The sequence below is a fragment of the Streptomyces sp. NPDC014676 genome (assembly GCF_043084105.1).
Taxonomy (GTDB): Bacteria; Actinomycetota; Actinomycetes; order Streptomycetales; family Streptomycetaceae; genus Streptomyces.
Genome location: NZ_JBIBZI010000013.1, coordinates 72,127 through 94,315, shown reverse-complemented (window position 1 = coordinate 94,315; position 22,189 = coordinate 72,127). Strand labels below are relative to the sequence as shown.

The window sequence follows — 22,189 nt, the reverse complement described above, 5'->3', positions numbered from 1 at the left end:
CCTCCTCGTCGTCGTGGCGGGCGGGGGTGGACCCCGCCCGGGGGGCTGGTCAGGCCCGTAAGGCGGGGCTCCTCACTTGAAGCCGGTGGGCATGTACTGGTCCACGTTCTCCTTGTCGACGACGGCCGAGTAGCAGGTCACCGACGAGGGGATCTCGAACTCCGCGAGGCCGCCCACCCCCTTGCCCTGGCCGAGGGCGCGGGCCAGGTCGATCGCGGAGGCGGCCATCGTCGGCGGGTACAGGACGGTGGCCTTCAGGACCCCGCTGTCGGCCTTGATGGCCTCGAACGCGGAGAGCGCGCCCGCGCCGCCCACCATCAGGAACTCGTCGCGCCCGGCCTGTTCGATGGCGCGCAGCGCGCCCACGCCCTGGTCGTCGTCGTGGTTCCACACGGCGTCGATCCGCGACTGCGCCTGGAGCAGCTGGGCCATCTTGGCCTGGCCGGACTCGACGGTGAACTCGGCGGCCTGGCGGGCCACCTTCTGGATGTTGGGGTAGTTCTTCAGCGCGTCGTCGAAGCCCTGGGTGCGCTGCTTGGTCAGCTCCAGGTTGTCCAGGCCGGCCAGCTCGACGACCTTGGCGCCCTGCTTGTCCTTGAGCTTCTCGCCGATGTAGTGACCGGCGTTCAGGCCCATGCCGTAGTTGTCGCCACCGACCCAGCAGCGGTACGCCTGCGGGGTGTTGAAGATCCGGTCGAGGTTGACGACGGGGATGCCGGCGCGCATCGCCTTCAGCCCGACCTGGGTGAGGGCCTTGCCGTCGGCGGGCAGGATCACCAGGACGTCGACCTTCTTGTTGATGAGGGTCTCGATCTGGCCGATCTGCTGGGCGGTGTCGTTGGAGCCCTCGGTGATCTCCAGGGTGACGTCGGAGTACTTCTCCGCCCGCTTCTTGGCGTTGTCGTTGATGGCGTTGAGCCAGCCGTGGTCGGCCTGCGGTCCGGCGAAGCCGATGGTGACCGGCTTGCCGGGCTTGTCGTCGGCGGCCGGCTGGTTGTTGGCGGCGGGCTCGTCGTCACTGGACTCGTTGCTCGTACAGCCGGTGACGAGGACGCCGGCGGACACGGCGGCCGCTCCGAAGAGCAGTCCTCTGCGGCTTGCGAAAGGTGTCTCTGGCATGGCGGTGAACCCTTTCCTCAGGTCGTGCTCGCGGTACGGCGCTGGACCAGCACGGCGGCGACGATGATCGCGCCCTTGGCGATCTGCTGGACGTCGCTCTGCAGGTTGTTCAGGGCGAAGATGTTGGTGATGGTGGTGAAGATCAGGACGCCGAGGACGGAGCCGACGATGGTGCCGCGGCCCCCGGTGAGCAGGGTGCCGCCGATGATCGCGGCGGCGATGGCGTCGAGTTCGTAGAGGTTGCCGTTGGTGTTCTGGCCGGAGCCGGCCAGCACGATCAGCAGGAAGGCGGCGATGCCGCAGCACAGCCCGGACAGCAGGTAGAGGTAGAGCCGCTGGCGGCGCACGTCGATGCCGGCCAGCCGGGCGGCCTCCGCGTTGCCGCCGACGGCGACGGAGCGGCGGCCGAAGGTGGTCCGGTTGAGCAGCAGCCAGCCGATGACGGTGACCGCGGCGAACACCAGGACCAGCGGCGGGATGCCGAGGATGTAGGAGTCGCGCTCGCCGAGGTCGAGGACGCCGTCGACGGTGACGATCTGGGTGCGCCCGTCGGTGATCTGCAGGGCGAGGCCGCGGGCCGAGGCGAGCATGGCGAGGGTGGCGATGAACGGGACCATCCCGCCGTACGCGATGAGCACCCCGTTGACCAGCCCGCACCCCAGTCCGACGAGGACGGCGGTGAAGAGGATGCCCGCGAAGCCGAACTCCTGGGTGGCGACCGTGGTCGCCCACACCGAGGCGAGGGCGACGATCGCGCCGACCGACAGGTCGATGCCGCCGGAGATGATGACGAAGGTCATGCCGACGGTGACGACACCGATGACGGAGGCCTGGGTGAGGACCAGTTGGAGGTTGCGGGTGTCCAGGAACTGGTCCGGTTTGGTGATGCCGCCGATGAGGATCAGTACGGCGAGCACGCCGAGCAGCGACAGCGTGCGGACGTCGGCGCGGAACAGCACGGCGCGCCAGGCGGGTGTTTCGCCGGCCGACGGCACCTTGGGTGCGCTGTCCCGCGGCGGGGAGACGTTCTGCGTCATGACGCCGGGCTTCCTTCCATGACCAGGTCGAGTACACGGTGTTCGTCGAGTTCGCGGGCGGGCGCCGTGTGGACGACGCTGCCCTCGCGCAGCACCAGGACGCGGTCGGCGAGGCCGAGCACCTCGGGCACCTCGCTGGAGACCAGCAGCACGGCGAGGCCCTCGTCCGCCAGCCGGCGGACGACCGCGTAGAGCTCGGCGCGGGCGCCGACGTCGACGCCGCGGGTGGGTTCGTCGAGCAGCAGCACCCGGCAGCCGCGCAGCAGCCAGCGGGCGAGCACGGCCTTCTGCTGGTTGCCGCCGGACAGGGTGCGCACGGGCACGTCCGGGTTGTCGGGCCGCAGCGACAGCTCGCGGACCGCCGCGCGCGCCGCTCCCAGTTCGGCGCCCCGGTTGATCCAGCCGGCCTTCGCGAAGCGTGACATGGAGGAGACCGACACGTTGCGGGTGACGGACTCCAGCATCAGCAGGGCCTGCGCCTTGCGTTCCTCGGGGGCGAGCCCGAGTCCGGCGCGCACGGCGGCCCGTACGCTGCCCGGCCTCAGCGGGCGCCCGTCGACGAGGACCCGGCCGGTGTCGGGCTTGCGGGCGCCGTAGATCGTCTCCAGGATCTCGGAGCGTCCGGAGCCGACGAGTCCGGCGAGCCCGACGATCTCCCCGGGGCGCACCTGGAGGTCGAGCGGGGCGAACTCGCCCCGGCGGGACAGTCCTTCGACGGTGAGCACCGGTTCGTCCCGCGGTGCGGCGGTGGGCCGCTCCGGGAAGACGTACTCGACGTTGCGTCCCGTCATCAGCGCGACGACCTCACGGGTGGGCGTCGACCTGGCGGGCAGTCCGCCGGCCACGGCCCGGCCGTCCTTGAGGACGGTCACCCGGTCGCCGATGCGCCGGATCTCCTCCAGGCGGTGCGAGATGTAGACGACGGCGACGCCGTCGGCGGTGAGGTCGCCGACGATGCGGAAGAGGTTGTCGACCTCGTCCGGGTCGAGGGCGGCGGACGGCTCGTCCATCACGATGAGCCGTACGTCGTGGGAGAGCGCCCGCGCCATGGACACGATCTGCTGCTGCGCCGCGGAGAGTTCGCCGACCAGCCGGGCCGGGTCGACCTCGGGGTGGCCGAGCCGCTTGAGGAGTTCGGCGGTCGACGCCCTGGCGGCCCTTCCCCGTACGACGAAACCGGCGGCCGTGGGTTCGTGGCCGAGATGGACGTTCTCGGCGACCGACAGGTGTTCCACCAGGTCGAGTTCCTGGTAGATGGTGGCGATGCCGAGGCGCATGGCGGCGATCGGCGAGCGCAGGACGACGTCCTCGCCGCGCCAGCGGATGGTGCCGGTGTCGGGCTGGTGGGCGCCGGCCAGCACCTTGATCAGGGTGGACTTGCCGGCGCCGTTCTGGCCGAGCAGGCAGTGCACCTCGCCGGCCTGGACGTCGAGGTCGACGCCGTCCAGGGCCCGGACTCCGGGGAACGACTTGGTGATGCCGGACATGCTGAGCAGCGGTGGTTGTGGTGCCATGCGGATTCCCCTCGGCGGGCGTACGGGCCGGTGTCAGGGCGATCCCCTTGCGGGGCAGGCGTTTTCGGGCAGGGCGGGGTAGGGCGGTGGCGGTGCCTGGTGCGGGTGGGCTGTTCCGGTGCGGTGGAGCGGGTGCGATGGTGCCTGGAGCGGGTGCCGTGACGCGGACGCGGGTGCGGGTGCGGGTGCGATGGTGCCTGGAGCAGGTGCCGTGACGCGGGTGCGGATGCGGATGCGGGTGCGGTGGTATCTGGAGCAGGTGCCGTGACGCGGGTGCGGTGGTGCCTGGAGCGGGTGCGACGAAGGAGCGGGAAAGGCTGCTTACGCGGGTGAGAACAGGTGGTCGCTGATGAGCCGGGCCGCGCCGATGACTCCGGCGGTGGGTCCCAGCTCCCCCAGCACGATGGGCAGGTTGCCCGTGGCCAGGGGCAGCGAGCCGCGGTAGACCTGGGTGCGGATCGCGGCGAGCAGGGTGTGGCCGAGGCCGGTCACCCCGCCGCCGATCACCACCAGGCCGGGGTTGAAGAAGCTGACCAGGCCGGCGATGACCTGGCCGGTGCGGTTGCCGCCCTCGCGGATCAGTTCGAGGGCGGTGGCGTCACCGGCCGCCGCCGCGGCGGCGACGTCGACGGCGCTGAGCGTGCCGTTCGTCTCCAGCCGGCCGGCGAGTTCGGCGGAGAGCCGCTGTTCGGCGGCCTCCATGGCGTCCCGGGCGAGGGCCGCGCCAGAGAAGTGGGCCTCCAGGCAGCCCCGGTTGCCGCAGGCGCACGGGCGGCCGTCGGGCACGGCCTGGATGTGCCCGATGTCGCCCGCGCTGCCCGTCGTACCGCGGTAGACCTCACCGCCGACGACGATGCCGCAGCCGATGCCGGTGCCGATCTTGACGCAGAGGAAGTCGGCGACGGTGCGGGCGACGCCCGCGTGCTGCTCCCCCATCGCCATCAGGTTCACGTCGTTGTCGACCATGACCGGGCAGCCGAGGTCCTGGCTGAGCGCCTCCCGCACGGGGAAGCCGTCCCAGCCCGGCATGATCGGCGGAGCCACCGGGATGCCCTCGGGGAAGCGGACCGGGCCCGGGACGCCGATGCCGGCGCCGTCGAACCCCTCCGCGAGCCCCGAGGCCTTCAACTTCGCGGCCATGGCGAGTACGTGCTCGAAGACCGCGACCGGTCCCTCGCGTACGTCCATGGGCTGGTTGATGTGCCCGAGGATCTCCAGCTCGGCGTTGGTGACGGCGACGTCGACCGAGGTCGCGCCGATGTCGACGCCGAGGAACCGCAGGTGCGGGTTGAGCCGGATGTTGTGGGAGCGCCGGCCGCCGCGCGAGGCGGCGAGTCCGTCGGCCACGACGAGATCCGTCTCCAGTAGCCGGTCCACCTCCACGGCCAGTTTCGACCGGGAGAGGTCGACCTGGTCGCCCAGCTGGGCACGGGAGTTGGGTCCGCCGTCGCGCAGCAGTCTGAGCAGTCGTGCCTGGTGGGCGTTGGCGGGTCGCGCTGTCATACGTCTCACGAGCCCCTCCCCGCCTCGATCGGCCTGTGCGCGCCGGATTCCGGCCACGTGTGTGGCGTTCCTTCGGATGGGAAAGTAGCAGCGCCTGCTGGAGGTGGGAAGAAGTCGCGCAGGAATTGCCCCCTACTTTTTCCACTCACAGGACAAAGGACTCCGTGAGGGCGCGCGGGGAGTCACCACAAAACAACCGAAAAGGCGCACTCAGGATGTCGTGCGGGCGTGGTACGAGCGCCGGGTGTGCTCGGTGTGTTCGCGCATGAGCCGGGTGGCCAGTTGTTCGTCATGGGCGGCGACGGCCGCGATCAGTTCGCGGTGCTCGACCCAGGACTGTCCGCCACGCTGCCGGGCGACGGGCGTGTAGTACCAGCGCACGCGCCGGTCGACCTGGGCGGCGAGTTCGGCGAGCACGGCGTTGCCGGCCAGCTCCATGATCTTGGCGTGGAAGCGGGCGTTGAGGGCGACGGCGGTGTCCACGTCGTCGGCGTCGACGGCCTTGAGCCCCTCGGCCAGGATCTCCTCCAGGGCCGCCACGCCCGCCGCGTCGGCGTTGCTCGCGGCCAGCCGGGCCGCCTCGGCCTCCAGCAGCGTACGGACGGTGAGGAGCTGGTCGGCCTCCTCCTCCGTGGGCTCGTGCACGAAGGCGCCCTGCGCGGGCCGCAGATCGACCCAGCCCTCGGTGTTGAGCCGCTGCAGCGCCTCGCGCACCGGCTGGCGGGAGACGCCGAGGTGGCCGGCGAGTTCGCTCTCGACGAGGTGCTGGCCGGGCTGGAGGGCGCGGGTGGTGATGAGTTCGAGCAGCGCCTCGTAGACCCGGTCGCGCAGCGGTCCCGGCCGTTCGAGCTTGGGCACCGCCCCCTGGGGCAGTCCGGTCGACAGCATCGCGGTCCCCCTCCTCGGCGGCGCCGCGCACCGCCGCGAACACCGGTGCACCGCAACGCCAGTAGTGATTGTCTTTCGTCTACAGTCTACGGCGCACAGATGCCAGGGGGCGGGGAATCGGCCTCGTCACATCCGCGGCGGGCTCAGGGGCAGCGCACGACCTGTCCCGCGTACGACAGGTTCCCGCCGAAGCCGAAGAGCAGGACCGGGTCGCCGGCCGTCACCGCGCCCTGTTCGACGAGCTTGGAGAAGGCGAGCGGGATGCTGGCGGCCGAGGTGTTGCCGGACTCGGTGACGTCGCGGGCGACGACGGCGTTGACGGCGCCGATCCGGCGGGCGAGGGGTTCGATGATCCGCAGGTTGGCCTGGTGCAGTACGACTCCGGCGAGGTCCTCGGGCGCCAGTCCCGCCTTCTCGCAGGCCTGGCGGGCGACGACCGGCAGCTGGGTGGCCGCCCAGCGGTAGACGCTCTGTCCCTCCTGCGCGAACCGCGGCGGTGTCCCCTCGATCCGCACGGCGTGGCCCATCTCGGGCACCGAGCCCCACAGCACCGGGCCGATCCCCGCCTCCGCGCCCGGGGCGCAGGCCTCCACCACGGCGGCCCCCGCCCCGTCGCCGACCAGCACGCAGGTGGTGCGGTCGGTCCAGTCGGCCACGTCGGACATCTTGTCGGCGCCGATGACCAGCACCCGGCTCGCGCCGCCGGCCCGTACGGCGTGGTCGGCGGTGGCGAGGGCGTGGGTGAATCCGGCACAGACCACGTTGAGGTCCATGACGGCGGGTCCGGGCATGCCGAGGCGGGCCGCGACGCGGGCGGCCATGTTGGGCGAGCGGTCGATGGCGGTGGACGTGGCGACCAGGACCAGGTCGATCTCGGCGGGGGTCCGGCCGGCCGCCGCCAGTGCCTTGGCGGCGGCGTGCGCGGCCAGCTCGTCGACCGGCTCGTCGGGGCCTGCGATGTGACGGGTGCGGATGCCCACGCGGCTCGTGATCCACTCGTCACTGGTGTCGACCATGCCCGCCAGGTCCTCGTTGGTGAGGACCCGGGCGGGCTGGTAGTGGCCGACGGCGACGATGCGCGAGCCGATCATGGGCGATCCCCCCAGTGGTTCGGTTACGGGATGCACCAGTCTGATCAGTGACTCACGGGTACGAGGGCAGGTGAAGCGACAGGAAACGGGGGTGAGGCTTGTCGGCTTCCGTCAGCCCCTCGAGGCGCCGCCCCCCTGTCCCGTGGTCAGCCGGTGAACAGTTGTGCCGCCTTGCGTACGAGCTCGTACAGTCCGTAGGCGAGCGGCACTCCCACCCACAGCCAGGAGAAGGTGATGAGCCCGCGGCGGCCGGGGCTGCTAGGCGGACTCTGGCTGCTCTCGCCGGTCATCGGCGGCCTCCTTCGGTGTCTCGGGGCTGGGGACGTGGTGGCGGGGGTGGACCGGCCGGACCAGCTCGTTGGCGACGAAGCCGACGACGAGCAGCCCGATCATGATGACCAGTGACAGCCCGTACAGGGACGGGCCGTGCCGGCCCGCCTCCTCCTGGTGGTCGGCGACCCGGTTGACGATCAGCGGTCCGAGCACACCGGCCGTGGACCAGGCGGTGAGCAGCCGGCCGTGGATCGCCCCGACCTCGTAGGTGCCGAAGAGGTCCTTCAGATACGCCGGGACCGTGGCGAAGCCGCCGCCGTAGAAGGAGAGGATCACCAGGGCGCACAGCACGAACAGCGGCTTGGAGGAGTCGCCCAGCAGCCAGATGAGCGCGTACATCAGCGCGCCGACGCCGAGGTAGACCCGGTAGATGTTCTTGCGGCCGATGAGGTCGGAGGTGGTCGACCAGCCGATGCGGCCCGCCATGTTGGCCGCCGACAGCAGGGCGACGAATCCCGCGGCGGCGGTCGCCGACACCGGTGCGGAGGTGTCCGCGAAGAAGTCGGTGATCATCGGGGCGGCCTTCTCCAGGATGCCGATGCCCGCGGTGACGTTCATGGTGAGCACGATCCACAGCAGCCAGAACTGCGGGGTGCGCACGGCGGAGCGGGCCGAGACCTGCGGCCCCGTGAGCACGGCGGGCCCGCCGCCCCCCGGGCGGGCGGTGCGCGGCACCCGCACCAGTACCACGCCGAGCAGCATGAACACGGCGTACGTCAGCCCGTGCACGAGGAAGGCGTACGCGATGCCGGTGTGGTCGGTGCCGAAGGAGTCGAGCATCTGCGCCGACCAGGGGGAGGCGATCAGCGCGCCGCCGCCGAAGCCCATGATGGCGATGCCGGTGGCCATGCCGGGCCGGTCCGGGAACCATTTGATGAGCGTCGAGACGGGCGAGATGTAGCCGATGCCGAGTCCGATGCCGCCGACGAAGCCGTAGCCGAACACGATCAGCCAGTACTGCTCGGTGGCCGCGCCCAGCGCGGAGAGCAGGAAGCCGGAGGAGAAGCAGATCAGGGCGACGGTCATCGCCCAGCGCGGGCCCCGGCGTTCGACGAGGGTGCCGCCGAACGCGGCGGACAGGCCGAGCATGACGATGCCGAGCTGGAAGGGCAGTGCGCTCTGGGTGCCGCTGAGGTCGAGCGCGGACTCCAGCGGCGGCTTGAACACGCTCCACGCGTAGGCCTGGCCGATGGAGAGGTGGACGGAGAGCGCGGCGGGCGGCACGAGCCAGCGGCTCCAGCCCGGCGGTGCGACGGGGGGACTCATGAGTCCCCCACCGTAGGGACCGATGGGGCTGTTGAGAAGACGGTTGAGCGGACAACCACCGGTACTGCACAAAGCCTTGCTGGGGCCACCCCCATACTGTAGACAATATTCCGTCGACAGAGATTCGGCGGTTTCCGTGGTCCCGTGTCCCTCGACCGGACGGAGCTACCCTCGCCATGAAAGTCGCAGTCCTCGGCGCCGGGGCGATCGGCGCCTACGTCGGTGCCGCGCTCCACCGTGCGGGCGCCGACGTGCATCTCATCGCCCGTGGACCGCATCTGGCGGCCATGAGGCAGTACGGGGTACGGGTGCGCAGCCCGCGCGGTGACTTCACCGCGCGCCCCCACGCCACCGACGACCCGGCCGAAGTCGGCCCGGCCGACTACGTGTTCCTGGGTCTCAAGGCGAACTCGTACGCGGCGTGCGGGCCGCTGATCGAGCCGCTGCTGCACACCACCACGACCGTCGTGGCCGCCCAGAACGGCATCCCCTGGTGGTACTTCCACCGGCACGGCGGACCGTACGACGGCCACCGCCTGGAGAGCGTGGACCCGGACGGCGCGGTCAGTGCGGTGCTCGCGCCCGAACGGGCCGTCGGCTGCGTCGTCTACGCGGCCACCGAACTTCAGCAGCCCGGTGTGGTGCGCCATGTGGAAGGCACCCGCTTCTCCCTCGGCGAGCCCGACCGGAGCGTCTCCGCGCGCTGTCTGGCCCTGAGCGAGGCGATGCGGGCCGGGGGCCTGAAGTGCCCGGTCGAGCCGGACCTGCGCAACGACATCTGGCTGAAGCTGCTGGGCAACATCTCCTTCAACCCGATCAGCGCCCTGGCACGCGCCACCATGCGGCAGATGTGCCTGCACGGCGGCACCCGGCAGGTCATCGAGACGATGATGGCCGAGACGCTGGCGGTCGCCGGGGCCCTCGGCTGCGAGGTCGGCGTCTCCATCGAGCGCCGGCTGGCGGGCGCGGAGAAGGTCGGCGACCACCGCACCTCCACGCTCCAGGACCTGGAGCGCGGCAAGCCGCTGGAACTCGACGTCCTGCTCGCGGCCGTCGTCGAGCTGGCGGAGATCACCGGTGTCCCGGTGCCCACCCTGCGCACCGTGCACGCCCTGTCGGACCTGCTCGCGCTGAGGAGCGCCGCATGAGAAAACCCGCCCGCAAACAACGCGACCGAAGCCCGAAGACCTACACCCGTCTCACCCACCCCCTCGTCCGGGACTCGCGCGACGCCCCCTTCCGCCGGGCGAGCTGGGACGAGGCCCTGGACCGGACCGCGCGGGGCCTGACGGCGGCGCGCGGCGCGTTCGGACTGTTCTCCTGCTCCCGCGCGACCAACGAGACGAACTACGTGGCGCAGAAGTTCGCCCGGGTCGTCATGGGCACCAACAACGTCGACTCCTGCAACCGCACCTGCCACGCCCCGTCCGTGGCCGGCCTGTCGGCGGCGTTCGGCTCGGGCGGCGGCACGTCGTCGTACGAGGAGGTCGAGCACACCGACGTCATCGTGATGTGGGGCTCCAACGCCCGCTTCGCGCACCCGATCTTCTTCCAGCACGTGCTGAAGGGCATCCGGGGCGGCGCCCGGATGTACGCGGTCGACCCGCGCCGGACGTCCACCGCCGAGTGGGCGGAGGGCTGGCTCGGGCTGAACGTCGGCACGGACATCGCGATGGCGCACGCGATCGGCCGCGAGATCATCCACGCGGGCCTGGTCAACGAGGCGTTCGTACGGCGGGCCACCACGGGTTTCGAGGAGTACGCGGCGCTCGTCGAACCGTGGACGCTCTCCCTGGCCGAAAAGGTGACGGGCGTTCCGGCGGCGGCCATACGGGAGCTGGCGCACGCCTACGCCCGCGCGGAGCGCGCCCAGCTCTGCTGGACCCTCGGCATCACCGAGCACCACAACGGCACGGACAACGTCCGCGCGCTGATCAACCTCTCCCTGCTCACCGGCCATGTCGGGCGTTACGGCTCGGGACTTCAGCCCCTGCGCGGCCAGAACAACGTGCAGGGCGGCGGCGACATGGGCGCGATCCCGAACCGTCTGCCCGGCTTCCAGGATCTCCTCGACCCGGGCACACGGCTGAAGTTCGAGTCCGCCTGGGACTCCGTCATCCAGCCGCGCTACGGGCTGACCCTCACCGAGATGTTCGAGGCGATGGACGACGGCTCCCTGCGGGCCGTGTACTGCATCGGCGAGAACCCGGCGCAGTCGGAGGCGGACAGCGAGCAGGCGGTACGCCGTCTGCGGTCGCTGGACTTCCTGGTGGTCCAGGACATCTTCCTGACGAAGACCGCCGAACTCGCCGACGTCGTCCTCCCCGCGACGGCCGGCTGGGCGGAGACCGAGGGCACCACCACCAACAGCGAGCGCCGGGTGCAGCGGGTGCGCCGGGCCGTGGTCCCGCCCGGCGAGGCACGCGAGGACATCGACATCCTCTGCGACCTCGCCGGCCGCCTCGGCCACGACTGGAAGTACGCGGACGCCGAGGCGGTGTGGAACGAACTGCGCTCGGTCTCCCCCGACCACTACGGGATGACGTACGGGCGGCTGGACGAGCACCAGGGCATCCAGTGGCCGTGCCCGAGCACGGACGCGCTCGAACCGACGTACCTGCACGGCCGTCTGTGGGACCCGGACCCGGCCGGGCGCGGCAGGCCCGCCCCCTTCGGCATCGTGCGGCACGACCCGCCGGTCGACCTCACCGACGAGCAGTACCCGATCCGGCTGACCACGGGCCGGCGCCTCGACTCCTACAACACGGGTGTGCAGAGCGGCGGTTTCGCGTCTCCCCTGCGGCGCGGCGAGTACGTCGAGCTGTGCCCGGAGGACGCGGAGCGCTACGGGGTGGTGGTCGGCGAGGAGGTGCGGGTGACCTCGCGGCGCGGCTCGGTGCTGGCGCCGGTCTGGGTGGACACGGGGCTGCGGCCGGGTCTCGCGTTCATGACGTTCCACTTTCCCGACGAGGTGGACACCAACCGGCTGACGATCGAGGCGAACTGCCCGATCGCGGGAACGGCGGAGTTCAAGGCGTCGGCGATCCGGATCGAGAAGGTGAGCACCCATGGACCTGCACTTCGGTGACAGCAAGCCGACGGACGAGGAGCGCGCGGCCGTCGATGCCCTCCTCGGCCCGCCCGAGTCCTCCTGGGAGGGCGCCGACCGCTCCGACGCGGACCTGCGCTGGGCCCGCGGCGGCCGCGAGGCCCGTGACCGCCGCGACCTGCTGCTGCCGGGGCTGCACGCCGTCAACGACCGGGTCGGCTGGATCAGCGAGGGCGCCCTGGACTACCTGTGCCGCCGCCTGACGGTCCCCCCGGCGGAGGCCTACGGCGTCGCCACCTTCTACGCGATGTTCTCCGTCCGCCCCCGCCCGGCGACGGTCCTGCACCTGTGCGCGGACCTGGCCTGCACGGCGGCGGGCGCGACCGAACTGTGCGCCGACGTCGAGTCCCGTCTGGGCCCGGAATCCGGCGTCCAGGTGGAACGCAGCCCCTGCCTGGGCCTGTGCGAGAGAGCACCGGCCGCACTGGTGATCAGGGCAGGCGAAACGGTCCGTCCGGGGGTACCCCCTCTGGGGGAGTTCGAGGACGAGGCCCGTTCAGGGCCGAAGGGGGGTCTGGGGGCACAGCCCCCAGGGAACGGTGGGGGTCCCTCCCGCTCGAGCGAAGCCGAGAGTGGGGGAGGGAAGGGGCGGCGGGGGCGAAGAACAGCGGTCTGCGCCCCCGCCACCCCCGACACGGCGATCCAAGCGGCCACCGCCCCCGAAAACGCACCTCCCGAGCCCACCCCCTCCGCCGCGGTCCCCCAGTCCGGAGCCCCCACCCTCACCCTCCTCCACCGCATCGGCACCACCGACCCCGCCGACCTCGACGACTACCGGGCCCACGGCGGCTACACCGCCCTCCGCCGCGCCTTCGCCCTCGGCCCCGCCGCCGTCATCCGCGAGGTCACCGAGTCCGGCCTCCTCGGCCGGGGCGGCGCCGCCTTCCCCACCGGCCGCAAATGGCAGGCAACGGCCTCCCAGCCGGACCACCCGCACTACCTCGTCTGCAACGCCGACGAATCCGAGCCGGGCACCTTCAAGGACCGCGTCCTCATGGAGGGCGACCCGTACGCGCTGGTCGAGGCGATGACGATCGCCGCGTACGCGACCGGCGCCCACCAGGGCTACCTCTACCTCCGCGGCGAGTACCCGCGAGCGACAGCCCGCATGGAACACGCGATCACCCAGGCCCGCGCCCGCGGCCTGCTCGGCGACGACATCCTCGGCCAGGGCCACGCCTTCGACATCGAGATCAGGCGCGGCGCGGGCGCGTACATCTGCGGCGAGGAGACAGCGCTCTTCAACTCCATCGAGGGCTACCGCGGCGAGCCCCGCACCAAGCCCCCCTTCCCGGTGGAGAAGGGCCTGTTCGGCAAACCGACCGTGGAGAACAACGTAGAAACCCTGGTCAACGTCCTGCCCGTCCTCACCATGGGTGCCCAGGCCTACGCGGCGATCGGCACGGAGAGGTCCACCGGCCCCAAACTCTTCTGCGTCTCGGGCAGCGTCGCCCGCCCCGGCGTCTACGAACTCCCCTTCGGAGCGACCCTGGGTGAACTCCTCCGCCTCGCCGGCGTCCGCGACAACCTCCGGGCGGTCCTCCTCGGCGGAGCCGCCGGCGGCTTCGTACGCCCCGACGAGCTGGACATCCCCCTCACCTTCGAAGGCACCCGAGCGGCGGGCACCACCCTCGGCTCCGGAGTCGTCATGGCCTTCGACGACACCGTCCCGCTCCCCCGCCTCCTCCTGCGCATCGCCCAGTTCTTCCGCGACGAGTCGTGCGGCCAGTGCGTCCCCTGTCGCGTCGGCACCGTCCGCCAGGAGGAGGCGCTGCACCGGATCGTCGACCGCGCCGGCGCCGACGCCGCCACCGACATCACCCTGCTGCGCGAGGTCGGCCGGGCGATGCGGGACGCCTCGATCTGCGGTCTGGGGCAGACCGCGTGGAACGCCGTGGAATCCGCCATCGACCGTCTGGGGGCGTACGAATGACCGTGACACCGCTGGGGATCCCCCGCCGTCTGCTGGAGTTCACCCTGGACGGCGAGCCCGTGCGGGCGCCCGAGGGGTCGACGATCCTGGACGCCTGCCGGGCGGCCGGAAAGGACATCCCGACGCTCTGCGAGGGCGACACCCTCACCCCCAAGAACGCCTGCCGGGTCTGCGTGGTGGAGGTGGAGGGCTCCCGCACCCTGGTCCCCGCCTGTTCCCGCCGGGCCGAGCCGGGCATGGAGGTGCGCACCGGCACCGAGCGGGCCCGGCACAGCCGCAAGGTCGTCCTGGAACTCCTCGCGTCCTCCGTCGACCTGTCGACCACTGACCGGGTCACCGAGTGGCTCAAGGAGTACGAGGCGAAACCGGACCGTTTCGGCCCGGACGCGGCCCGCATCGACGAGGGGCCGAGGGTCGACAACGACCTGTACGTCCGCGACTACGACAAGTGCATCCTCTGCTACAAGTGCGTGGACGCCTGCGGCGACCAGTGGCAGAACACCTTCGCGATCTCGGTCGCGGGCCGCGGTTTCGACGCCCGGATCGCCGTCGAGCACGACGCCCCGCTGACCGACTCGGCGTGCGTGTACTGCGGCAACTGCATCGAGGTCTGCCCCACGGGAGCCCTGTCGTTCAAGTCGGAGTTCGACATGCGGGCAGCGGGTACCTGGGACGAGTCGCGGCAGTCGAGGACGACCACCGTGTGCGCGTACTGCGGTGTGGGCTGCAACCTCACCCTCCATGTGCAGGACAATGAGATCGTGAAGGTCACCTCGCCGCACGACAACCCGGTGACCCACGGCAACCTGTGCATCAAGGGTCGCTTCGGCTTTTCGCACGTACAGAACCGGGACTGAGCGGAGCTGGTGGGAACATGGGACGGGTCACGGAACGACGCAAGGTGCTCCGCATCCGGGACGGAGCGGTGTCCAGCCGCCCGGACACACTCGTCGCCGAGGAGCCCCTGGAGATCCGCCTCAACGGCAAACCGCTCGCCATCACCATGCGCACACCGGGCGACGACTTCGCGCTGGCGGCCGGGTTCCTGGTGAGCGAGGGAGTGCTCGCGAACGGCGCGGACCTGCAGAACATCGTCTACTGCGCCGGGGCGACGGTCGACGGCTCGAACACGTACAACGTCGTCGACGTGAAGACGGCCCCCGGAGTGGTGATCCCGGACATCACACTCGAACGCAACGTCTACACCACCTCCTCCTGCGGCCTGTGCGGCAAGGCCAGCCTGGACGCGGTGCGCACCACGACCCGCCACCCCGTCGCGGACACCCCCGCGCTGCGCGTGGAACCGGAACTGCTGGCGGGCCTCCCCGACCGGCTGCGCGCGTCCCAGCGGGTCTTCGACCGCACGGGCGGCCTGCACGCGGCGGCCCTGTTCGACGAGGACGGCGAACTGCTCGACGTACGGGAGGACGTGGGCCGGCACAACGCGGTCGACAAACTGGTCGGCCGTGCCCTGCAGAGCGGGAACCTGCCGCTGTCCCGGACGATCCTGCTGGTCTCCGGCCGGGCCTCGTTCGAGCTGGCGCAGAAGGCGGTCATGGCCGGCGTTCCGATGCTGGCGGCGGTCTCGGCGCCGTCCTCGCTGGCCGTGGACCTGGCGGCGGAGACGGGGCTGACCCTGGTGGGCTTCCTGCGGGGCGGTTCCATGAACGTGTACGCGGGTGAGGAGCGCATCGCCCTGCGGGCCGCGGCCGCCCGGGGCTGACCGGTTCCCCCGCTGCACGGCGGCGGGGCCCCCACCGGCGGGGAGCGCCCCCTGCGCCGCGGGGCCCCGCCTCAGTGCGAGGCCCCCTGGACCCGGGCCCCGGAAAGCCGTGCCGCTCAGCCGGAACGTGTCCCTGTGCCGACCTCGGTTCGTGACCGTTCGCCTCGGTCCGAGAGGGCGGCCTCCTCGACGAGGTCGTGCGAGCGGCGCTTGGCGATCACCGCGCACACCATCAGCTGCGTCTGGTGGAACAGCATCAGCGGCAGCACGGCCAGCGAGGCCTGCGCCCCGAACAGCACACTCGCCATCGGCAGCCCGGCCGCCAGGGACTTCTTCGAGCCGGCGAACTGGATCGCGATCCGGTCCTCCCGGCCGAACCGCAGCGCCTTGGCTCCGTACCAGGTCAGCAGCAGCATCACGGCGAGCAGGACGGCCTCGACGGCGAGCAGCCCGCCGAGCCGGGCGGGGCTCACCCGGTGCCAGACGCCCCGCACCATGCCCTCGCTGAACGCGGTGTAGACGACGAGCAGGATCGAGCCCCGGTCGACCAGCCCCAGCACCTTCCGGTGCCGGGAGACGAATCCGCCGATCCAGCGGCGCAGCAGTTGCCCGGCGACGAACGGCACCAGCAACTGGAGCACGATCTTCACCACCGACCCGGCGGAGAACCCGCCCCCGGCGCCGCCCAGCAGCGTCGCCGCGAGCAGCGGGGTGACGACGATGCCGGCCAGCGAGGAGAAGGAGCCGGCGCAGATCGCGGCGGGCACGTTGCCGCGGGCGATGGAGGTGAACGCGATCGACGACTGGATGGTGGACGGGACCAGGGTGAGGAAGAGCAGGCCCTGGTGGAGCGGGTCGGTCAGGAACACCGGGACGAGTCCGCGGGCGGCCAGGCCCAGCAGCGGGAAGACGACGAAGGTGCAGACCAGCACGGTGACATGGAGCCGCCAGTGCTTCAGCCCGTCCAGGGCCTCGCGGGTGGAGAGCCGGGCTCCGTAGAGGAGGAACAGGAAGGCGATCGCGGCGGTGGAGGCGCCGGAGGCGACGTCCGCGCCGGTCCCCCGCGCGGGCAGCAGCGCGGCGAGGCCCACGGTCCCGAGCAGCAGCAGGATGTACGGGTCGATCGGCATCCAGTTCGGCCAACGCAGGCGTTTCACGGTGCTCCACTTGCTCGGGTACTCGGTGCCCGGGTGTCCACGGGCGTCCCCTCCCCATCCTGCTCCCTCCCACCGTGATCGGGAATCCGGTATACCGCTCTCACTGTCATCACGTTCCGCGATGACCGCGCAAGGTCCTGTCCGGCGGGTCATGTGGCCTTCCGACCGGTCGCTCGTCGTTTCGACCGTGGGTCGGGGGGATCCGACGTATCGCGAGTGGTCGCTGCTGGAGCCGCATCTGTCACCTTGGTCCTGCCTGGACGCCACGGCTCGTCGAAGACCGTCTACGAGCGGCATCGCCGCCGGCCGGTGGGCGGCACCTGGGAAACCCCGGAACGGTCCGCCACCGGGCCGACCCGCTCCCTTCCGCCCCTCTGCTCCTCCCCCTCGCCACGGTGCGCGTCCGCCGCCTCGGAACCGGCCTCCGAAGCCTCGGGGCGCCGACGTCCGTCGGTGGCCCGGACGATCAGCGCGCAGGTCGCGAATCCGGCCCCGAGGAGACTGGAGGCGACCCAGCCGTGGGAGGTGAAGACGGAGGTGGTGGTGGCCGCGCCGAGGGCGGAGCCGAGGGAGTAGAAGACCATGTAGCCGCCGATGACGCCGCTGGTGTGCTCCGGATGCGCTGTGGTGAGCAGGTGCTGGTTGCTCACGTGCACGACCTGGACCGCGAAGTCGAGCACCACGACGCCGACGACGAGCAGCCACAGGGACCAGGACAACTGCGCGGTCGCGGCCCAGGAGGCGATGAGCAGAGCCAGCGCGAGGCCGCTGACCGGGATCGCCCGTCCTGCGTCCGCCCACCGTCCCGCACGTGCCGCGCCCAGTGCGCCGGCGAGTCCGGCGATGCCGAACAGTCCGATCTGGCTTTCGCTCAGATGCCACGGTGCGTTCGCCAGCGGCAGGGACAGGCCACTCCACAGGGTGCCGAACGACGCGAACAGGAAGAACGCGATGAGACCGCGCGTCAGGAAGAGACGCTGCCCGAACAGCCCGCCGAACGAGACGACGGCCTGTCGGTAACCCGCAGGCCGACGAGAGCCGTCCTCGGGCGGCAGCGCGCGCAGGACGAGGGCGGCGAGGGCGAGGGCGAGCACACCGAGCACGGCGTACATGCTTCGCCAGTCCCACGCCTGCGCGAGCACTCCGGTGACGACCCGCGCGCCCAGGATGCCCACCACCACGCCCGACGTCACGACACCGATGTTCCGTCCGCGCTCGGCGGGCGGCGAGACCGACGCGGCGTAGGCCACCGTGGTCTGCACCACGACCGCGAACATCCCGGCCAGCGCGAGCCCGGCGAAGGCCGTCCAGGCGGCCGGAGCGGCAGCCGTCAGGAACAGACCTGCCGCGGTGACGGCCAAGTGCACCGCGATGAGCCGACGCCTGTCGGCGACCACATCGCCGAGCGGCACCAGCAGCACCAGACCGGCCAGATAGCCGAACTGGCCGGTCGAGACGATCCACCCGGCGTGCCGTGCCGACACCCCGAGGCTGTCCCCCATGGGCGGCAGCACTGTTTGCGCGGCGTAGACGCTCGCCACCGCGACACCGCACACGGTCGCGAGGAGCAACCGTCGCCACACGTCCATCGCACCCCCGACGAGATGAGTAGCAAAATGAAACTCATTCGACCGTAAGGCATGATGGTTTCAATCCGCAACTCATTGGGAGGTGTCATGCCGCGCCCCTCCACGGGCACTCCGAGCCCTGCCTGGACCGATCCCGACTGCCCGGTGGCCCGCACGCTCGACCTCGTCGGTGACCGGTGGAGCCTCCTGGTCGTCCGGGACGCGATGGACGGGGCACGGTCCTTCACCGACTTCCAGCGACGGACCGGCATCGCCCGCAACATCCTCACCGACCGCCTGCGCAAGCTCACCGCTCACGGAGTCCTGACCCGGCGGACCGCGCCCTCGGGCCGCCGCCTCCAGTACGTACTCACAGACGCCGGCCGCGACCTCTTCCCCGTCCTCCTCACGCTGCGCCAGTGGGGAGAGCGTCACGCCTTCGGACCCGGCGAGCCACACTCCACACTGGTCGACCAGCACGGCGTCCGCGTGCCGGACATCAAGCCGACCGGTGCCGACGGCGCCGTCATCGACGCCGACACCACTCACGTGCGGAAGACCGGCGGCGAGCGACACCGGTGAGGTGACGGCCGACGAGACGGCCGGCGTCCGCGCCCGGGCACGCACGGCGACGCGGTGCGTGCGGCCGGTTCACGGGCGGCCCCGCGGGCCGGACGACCTCCACGGCGATGCCCCGGGCACGGGCGTGCGCGACCATGCGGGCGGTGGCGTCCTGCCCGCTGGACGGTGAACCGTCCCGGACGGCCGGCAGCCGACCGCAGCCGCCGGCCGGCCGTCCGTCCGCGCTCACACAGGCGTCCCGGTCCCGCGGCCGGAGGTCGTGCGGGCCGGGACCGCCGGCCGGCGCCTAGGCTGCCCGGTATGTACGACCCGACGCAGTTGCGGACGTTCCTGTCGGTGGCGCAGACGCTGAGCTTCACGCAGGCGGCGCGGCGGCTCGGGCTGCGCCAGTCGACGGTGAGCCAGCACGTGCGGCGGCTGGAGGGGGCCACCGGACGGCAGTTGTTCACGCGGGACACCCACTCGGTGGAGCTGACCGAGGACGGCGAGGCGATGCTCGGCTTCGCCCGGCGGATCCTGGACGTGCACGAGCAGGCGACGCGGTTCTTCACCGGCAGCCGGCCGCGCGGACGGCTGCGGTTCGGCGCGTCGGAGGACTTCGTGCTGACCCGGCTGCCGGAGATCCTGGAGCGGTTCCGGCACGAGCACCCGGAGGTCGACCTGGAGCTGACGGTCGAACTGTCGGGCATCCTGCACGAGCGGCTGGCGGCGGGCCGGCTGGACCTGGTGCTGGCCAAGCGGCTGCCGGAGGACCCGCGGGGCGAGCTGGTCTGGCACGACGAGCTGGTGTGGATCGGCGCGCCGGGTCTGCGGCCGGCCCCGGACCGTCCGGTGCCGCTGATCGTCTATCCGCCGCCCGGCATCACCCGGGCCCTCGCCCTGCGGGCGCTGGAGCGGGAGGGCCGCCCGTGGCGCATCGTGTGCACCAGCGGCAGCCTCAACGGGCTGCTCGCGGCGGCCCGCGCCGGGCTCGGGGTGATGGTGCACTCGCGCGGGCTGATCCCGCCGGGGCTGGTGCGGATGCCGGAGCGGGCGGGGCTGCCGGAACCGGGCGAGGTGGACTTCGTGGTGGTGCACGGGCGGCGCCGTCCCTCCGCGCAGGGCGCGGCGGACGCGCTGGCGTCGGCGATCCTCGCGGGCGGCGACCGGCTGCACCGGGGCGGGCGGGGGTGACGTTCCGGCCGGCGCGCACGCTGGAACCAGTGGGGCCGTGGGGCGCACCAAGGGGCGGTCATGAGGCCGTACAGATTCGGTGGAGATTGCTCCACCGAAACTTACTCATCGGTCAGGTTTCTGTCCGGCCCTTCCCCTTGTGAGCGCATTTTCCTCCCCCGGCCGGCGCGGACGAGAGCTCCGCCCGGCTTCCGCTCCCCTCCCGTCCGCCGTCCGCGTGGGGTAGCTTTCACGGCGCCGTGCGGGACGAGGGCGTCGCCGCACCATTCCGGCGCTGAGGAGCGGGGAGCGGGATTGCGCGAGTTCACCAACCCTCCGTCGGTCCTGGAACCTCCGGTGGGCGGTCTGGCCGACGTGGTCTTCCGGTATGCCGCGGAGGACCCGTCGCGCGTCGCGCTCGGCCGCAAGGACGACACCGGCCGGTGGCGGGACGTGACCGGCGCGGAGTTCCGCGACGAGGTGCTCGCCCTCGCGAAGGGCCTCCTCGCGGGCGGTATCCGGTTCGGCGACCGGGTCGCGATCATGTCCCGTACCCGGTACGAGTGGACGCTCTTCGACTTCGCGCTGTGGACGATCGGCGCGCAGGTCGTGCCCGTCTACCCCACGTCCTCCGCCGAGCAGTGCCTGTGGATGCTGTACGACGCGGAGGTGACGGCCGCGATCGTGGAGCACGAGGACCACGCGATGACGATCGCCACCGTCATCGACCGGCTGCCGCGGATGCGCCGGCTGTGGCAGCTCGACGCGGGCGCGGTGCAGGAGCTGTACGACGCGGGCGCGCACCTCGACGACGAGGTGGTGCACCGGCACCGGCGGGCGGTCACCCCCGACTCGGTCGCGACGATCATCTACACCTCGGGCACCACCGGCCGCCCCAAGGGCTGTGTGCTCTCGCACGGCAGCTTCATGTACGAGGCGGACACCGTCATCGCACGCTGGGAGCCGGTGTTCCACTCCCGCCGGGGCGACGAGGCGTCGACGCTGCTGTTCCTGCCGCTCGCGCACGTCTTCGGGCGGATGGTGCAGGTGGCGGCGATCCGCGGGAAGGTGAAGTTCGGCCATCAGCCGCAGCTGAACGCGGCGGCGCTGATGCCCGATCTGGCCGCGTTCCGGCCGACGTTCTTCCTGGCCGTGCCGTACATCTTCGAGAAGGTGTTCAACGCCGCGCGGCGCAAGGCCGAACGGGAGGGCCGCTCGGGCCCGTTCGAGAAGGCCGTCGAGGTGGCCGTCAAGTACGCGGACGCGGTGGAGGCGAGGGCCTGGGGCACCGGGCCGGGACCGTCCGCGGCGCTGCGGATGCAGCACCAGCTCTTCGACAAGCTCGTCTACGCCAGGATCCGGGCGGCGATGGGCGGCAGGATCCGGCACGCCATGTCGGGCGGTTCGGCGATGGACCGCCGGCTCGGGCTGTTCTTCGCGGGCGCGGGCGTGCACGTCTACGAGGGGTACGGCCTCACGGAGTCGACGGCGGCGGCCACCGCCAACCCGCCCGAGCGCACCCGGTACGGGACGGTCGGGCAGCCCATCCCCGGGGTCACCGTGCACATCGCGGACGACGGCGAGATCTGGCTGCACGGCGACAACGTCTTCGACGGCTACCTCAACAACCCCAAGGCGACCGACGAGACACTGCACGACGGCTGGCTGGCCACCGGCGACCTCGGCTCCCTCGACGAGGACGGCTACCTCACCATCACCGGCCGCAAGAAGGAGATCCTGGTGACCTCCGGCGGCAAGAGCGTCTCGCCGGGGGTGCTGGAGGAGCGGGTGCGGGACCATCCGCTGGTCAACCAGTGCCTCGTCGTCGGCAACGACCGCCCGTACATCGCCGCGCTGGTCACCCTGGACCAGGAGGCCGTCGAGCACTGGCTGGCGATGCGGGGCAAGCCGCGGATGTCACCGGCCGAGCTGGTGCGGGACGCGGATCTGGAGACGGAGGTGCGGCGGGCCGTGGTCACGGCGAACACCCTGGTCTCGCAGGCCGAGTCGATCCGTACGTTCCGGATCCTGGCGCAGCCGTTCACCGAGGAGGACGGCCTGCTCACGCCGTCGCTGAAACTGAAGCGGAGGGCGATCGAGAAGGCGTACGAGACCGAGGTCGAGGCGCTCTACCAGGCATGAATTTCCCGGTCAGGAATGCGCCGCGGGTCGTGATCGTCGACGATGGGGGTAACACCTGTAAGTATCTGACCA

The 22,189-nt window shown here is 71.7% G+C and carries 18 protein-coding genes; 8 read left to right on the top strand and 10 right to left on the bottom strand.

Annotation, left to right across the window (positions count from 1 at the left end; translation table 11 throughout):
- Positions 1-72 precede the first annotated feature (72 nt).
- From ACF1DX_RS30000 to ACF1DX_RS29965, 8 genes are all read right to left on the bottom strand, one after another.
- Complete coding sequence (locus ACF1DX_RS30000) at positions 73-1,119, bottom strand: substrate-binding domain-containing protein (protein ID WP_391794257.1); 1,047 nt, start codon at positions 1,117-1,119, stop codon at positions 73-75.
- Between the two features lie 17 nt (positions 1,120-1,136).
- Positions 1,137-2,156 (bottom strand): ABC transporter permease, encoded by a 1,020-nt coding sequence (locus tag ACF1DX_RS29995; RefSeq protein ID WP_391794256.1) that lies wholly within the window; start codon positions 2,154-2,156, stop codon positions 1,137-1,139.
- On the bottom strand, positions 2,153-3,670 hold the full coding sequence (locus tag ACF1DX_RS29990; protein WP_391794255.1) for a sugar ABC transporter ATP-binding protein: 1,518 nt from the start codon (positions 3,668-3,670) through the stop codon (positions 2,153-2,155). The genes ACF1DX_RS29995 and ACF1DX_RS29990 overlap by 4 nt, the downstream gene beginning before the upstream one ends.
- A 321-nt stretch (positions 3,671-3,991) precedes the next feature.
- Positions 3,992-5,173, bottom strand: coding sequence for an ROK family protein (locus ACF1DX_RS29985; RefSeq protein ID WP_391794254.1), 1,182 nt, complete (start codon positions 5,171-5,173; stop codon positions 3,992-3,994).
- A 210-nt stretch (positions 5,174-5,383) separates the two neighbouring features.
- Positions 5,384-6,061, bottom strand: coding sequence for a GntR family transcriptional regulator (locus tag ACF1DX_RS29980; protein ID WP_391794253.1), 678 nt, complete (start codon positions 6,059-6,061; stop codon positions 5,384-5,386).
- A gap of 143 nt (positions 6,062-6,204) precedes the next feature.
- Complete coding sequence (locus ACF1DX_RS29975; protein WP_391794252.1) at positions 6,205-7,152, bottom strand: beta-ketoacyl-ACP synthase III; 948 nt, start codon at positions 7,150-7,152, stop codon at positions 6,205-6,207.
- A gap of 146 nt (positions 7,153-7,298) precedes the next feature.
- The gene (locus ACF1DX_RS29970; RefSeq protein ID WP_391794251.1) at positions 7,299-7,442 is read right to left on the bottom strand and encodes a hypothetical protein; all 144 of its coding nucleotides are present in this window, start codon (positions 7,440-7,442) and stop codon (positions 7,299-7,301) included.
- Entirely contained in the window at positions 7,411-8,751 is a 1,341-nt protein-coding gene (locus ACF1DX_RS29965) for an OFA family MFS transporter (RefSeq protein WP_391794250.1), read from the bottom strand. The genes ACF1DX_RS29970 and ACF1DX_RS29965 overlap by 32 nt, the downstream gene beginning before the upstream one ends.
- A 176-nt stretch (positions 8,752-8,927) precedes the next feature.
- Between ACF1DX_RS29965 and ACF1DX_RS29960 the strand changes: the two genes are divergently transcribed.
- Genes ACF1DX_RS29960 through fdhD form a run of 5 tightly spaced genes read left to right on the top strand, consistent with a single transcriptional unit; the run spans position 8,928 to position 15,516 of the window.
- Positions 8,928-9,899, top strand: a complete 972-nt coding sequence (locus ACF1DX_RS29960; protein ID WP_391794249.1) for a 2-dehydropantoate 2-reductase — start codon at positions 8,928-8,930, stop codon at positions 9,897-9,899.
- Positions 9,896-11,839 (top strand): molybdopterin oxidoreductase family protein, encoded by a 1,944-nt coding sequence (locus ACF1DX_RS29955; protein ID WP_391794248.1) that lies wholly within the window; start codon positions 9,896-9,898, stop codon positions 11,837-11,839. Before ACF1DX_RS29960 ends, ACF1DX_RS29955 begins: the two co-directional genes overlap by 4 nt.
- On the top strand, positions 11,820-13,793 hold the full coding sequence (locus ACF1DX_RS29950; RefSeq protein WP_391794247.1) for an NAD(P)H-dependent oxidoreductase subunit E: 1,974 nt from the start codon (positions 11,820-11,822) through the stop codon (positions 13,791-13,793). The genes ACF1DX_RS29955 and ACF1DX_RS29950 overlap by 20 nt, the downstream gene beginning before the upstream one ends.
- Complete coding sequence (locus tag ACF1DX_RS29945; RefSeq protein WP_391794246.1) at positions 13,790-14,650, top strand: 2Fe-2S iron-sulfur cluster-binding protein; 861 nt, start codon at positions 13,790-13,792, stop codon at positions 14,648-14,650. Before ACF1DX_RS29950 ends, ACF1DX_RS29945 begins: the two co-directional genes overlap by 4 nt.
- Positions 14,651-14,667: 17 nt before the next feature.
- The gene (gene fdhD, locus ACF1DX_RS29940) at positions 14,668-15,516 is read left to right on the top strand and encodes a formate dehydrogenase accessory sulfurtransferase FdhD (protein ID WP_391794245.1); all 849 of its coding nucleotides are present in this window, start codon (positions 14,668-14,670) and stop codon (positions 15,514-15,516) included.
- Between the two features lie 116 nt (positions 15,517-15,632).
- Here fdhD and ACF1DX_RS29935 read toward each other — a convergent pair whose 3' ends face one another.
- Entirely contained in the window at positions 15,633-16,646 is a 1,014-nt protein-coding gene (locus ACF1DX_RS29935) for a bile acid:sodium symporter family protein (RefSeq protein ID WP_391794349.1), read from the bottom strand.
- A 311-nt stretch (positions 16,647-16,957) separates the two neighbouring features.
- Complete coding sequence (locus tag ACF1DX_RS29930) at positions 16,958-18,262, bottom strand: MFS transporter (RefSeq protein WP_391794244.1); 1,305 nt, start codon at positions 18,260-18,262, stop codon at positions 16,958-16,960.
- 87 nt (positions 18,263-18,349) lie between these two features.
- On the opposite strand from ACF1DX_RS29930, the gene ACF1DX_RS29925 reads away from it, so the two are divergent.
- The 3 genes from ACF1DX_RS29925 to ACF1DX_RS29915 all read left to right on the top strand — a co-directional run bounded on the left by ACF1DX_RS29925 (position 18,350) and on the right by ACF1DX_RS29915 (position 22,117).
- Positions 18,350-18,823, top strand: a complete 474-nt coding sequence (locus ACF1DX_RS29925) for a winged helix-turn-helix transcriptional regulator (RefSeq protein ID WP_391794243.1) — start codon at positions 18,350-18,352, stop codon at positions 18,821-18,823.
- A 300-nt stretch (positions 18,824-19,123) separates the two neighbouring features.
- The gene (locus ACF1DX_RS29920) at positions 19,124-19,996 is read left to right on the top strand and encodes a LysR substrate-binding domain-containing protein (RefSeq protein WP_391794242.1); all 873 of its coding nucleotides are present in this window, start codon (positions 19,124-19,126) and stop codon (positions 19,994-19,996) included.
- Positions 19,997-20,290: 294 nt separating this feature from the next.
- Entirely contained in the window at positions 20,291-22,117 is a 1,827-nt protein-coding gene (locus ACF1DX_RS29915) for an AMP-dependent synthetase/ligase (RefSeq protein WP_391794241.1), read from the top strand.
- Positions 22,118-22,189 lie beyond the last annotated feature (72 nt).

What these genes read in the sequence shown, in the direction of transcription:
- ACF1DX_RS29970 (WP_391794251.1), bottom strand. Translation starts at nt 7,442, where the DNA reads ATGACCGGCGAGAGCAGCCAGAGTCCGCCTAGCAGCCCCGGCCGCCGC.
- ACF1DX_RS29920 (WP_391794242.1), top strand. Translation starts at nt 19,124, where the DNA reads ATGTACGACCCGACGCAGTTGCGGACGTTCCTGTCGGTGGCGCAGACG.
- ACF1DX_RS29925 (WP_391794243.1), top strand. Translation starts at nt 18,350, where the DNA reads ATGCCGCGCCCCTCCACGGGCACTCCGAGCCCTGCCTGGACCGATCCC.
- ACF1DX_RS29945 (WP_391794246.1), top strand. Translation starts at nt 13,790, where the DNA reads ATGACCGTGACACCGCTGGGGATCCCCCGCCGTCTGCTGGAGTTCACC.
- ACF1DX_RS29995 (WP_391794256.1), bottom strand. Translation starts at nt 2,156, where the DNA reads ATGACGCAGAACGTCTCCCCGCCGCGGGACAGCGCACCCAAGGTGCCG.
- ACF1DX_RS29980 (WP_391794253.1), bottom strand. Translation starts at nt 6,061, where the DNA reads ATGCTGTCGACCGGACTGCCCCAGGGGGCGGTGCCCAAGCTCGAACGG.
- ACF1DX_RS29930 (WP_391794244.1), bottom strand. Translation starts at nt 18,262, where the DNA reads ATGGACGTGTGGCGACGGTTGCTCCTCGCGACCGTGTGCGGTGTCGCG.
- ACF1DX_RS29960 (WP_391794249.1), top strand. Translation starts at nt 8,928, where the DNA reads ATGAAAGTCGCAGTCCTCGGCGCCGGGGCGATCGGCGCCTACGTCGGT.
- ACF1DX_RS29935 (WP_391794349.1), bottom strand. Translation starts at nt 16,646, where the DNA reads ATGCCGATCGACCCGTACATCCTGCTGCTGCTCGGGACCGTGGGCCTC.
- ACF1DX_RS29955 (WP_391794248.1), top strand. Translation starts at nt 9,896, where the DNA reads ATGAGAAAACCCGCCCGCAAACAACGCGACCGAAGCCCGAAGACCTAC.
- ACF1DX_RS29950 (WP_391794247.1), top strand. Translation starts at nt 11,820, where the DNA reads ATGGACCTGCACTTCGGTGACAGCAAGCCGACGGACGAGGAGCGCGCG.
- ACF1DX_RS29985 (WP_391794254.1), bottom strand. Translation starts at nt 5,173, where the DNA reads ATGACAGCGCGACCCGCCAACGCCCACCAGGCACGACTGCTCAGACTG.
- ACF1DX_RS29965 (WP_391794250.1), bottom strand. Translation starts at nt 8,751, where the DNA reads ATGAGTCCCCCCGTCGCACCGCCGGGCTGGAGCCGCTGGCTCGTGCCG.
- ACF1DX_RS29990 (WP_391794255.1), bottom strand. Translation starts at nt 3,670, where the DNA reads ATGGCACCACAACCACCGCTGCTCAGCATGTCCGGCATCACCAAGTCG.
- fdhD (WP_391794245.1), top strand. Translation starts at nt 14,668, where the DNA reads ATGGGACGGGTCACGGAACGACGCAAGGTGCTCCGCATCCGGGACGGA.
- ACF1DX_RS30000 (WP_391794257.1), bottom strand. Translation starts at nt 1,119, where the DNA reads ATGCCAGAGACACCTTTCGCAAGCCGCAGAGGACTGCTCTTCGGAGCG.
- ACF1DX_RS29975 (WP_391794252.1), bottom strand. Translation starts at nt 7,152, where the DNA reads ATGATCGGCTCGCGCATCGTCGCCGTCGGCCACTACCAGCCCGCCCGG.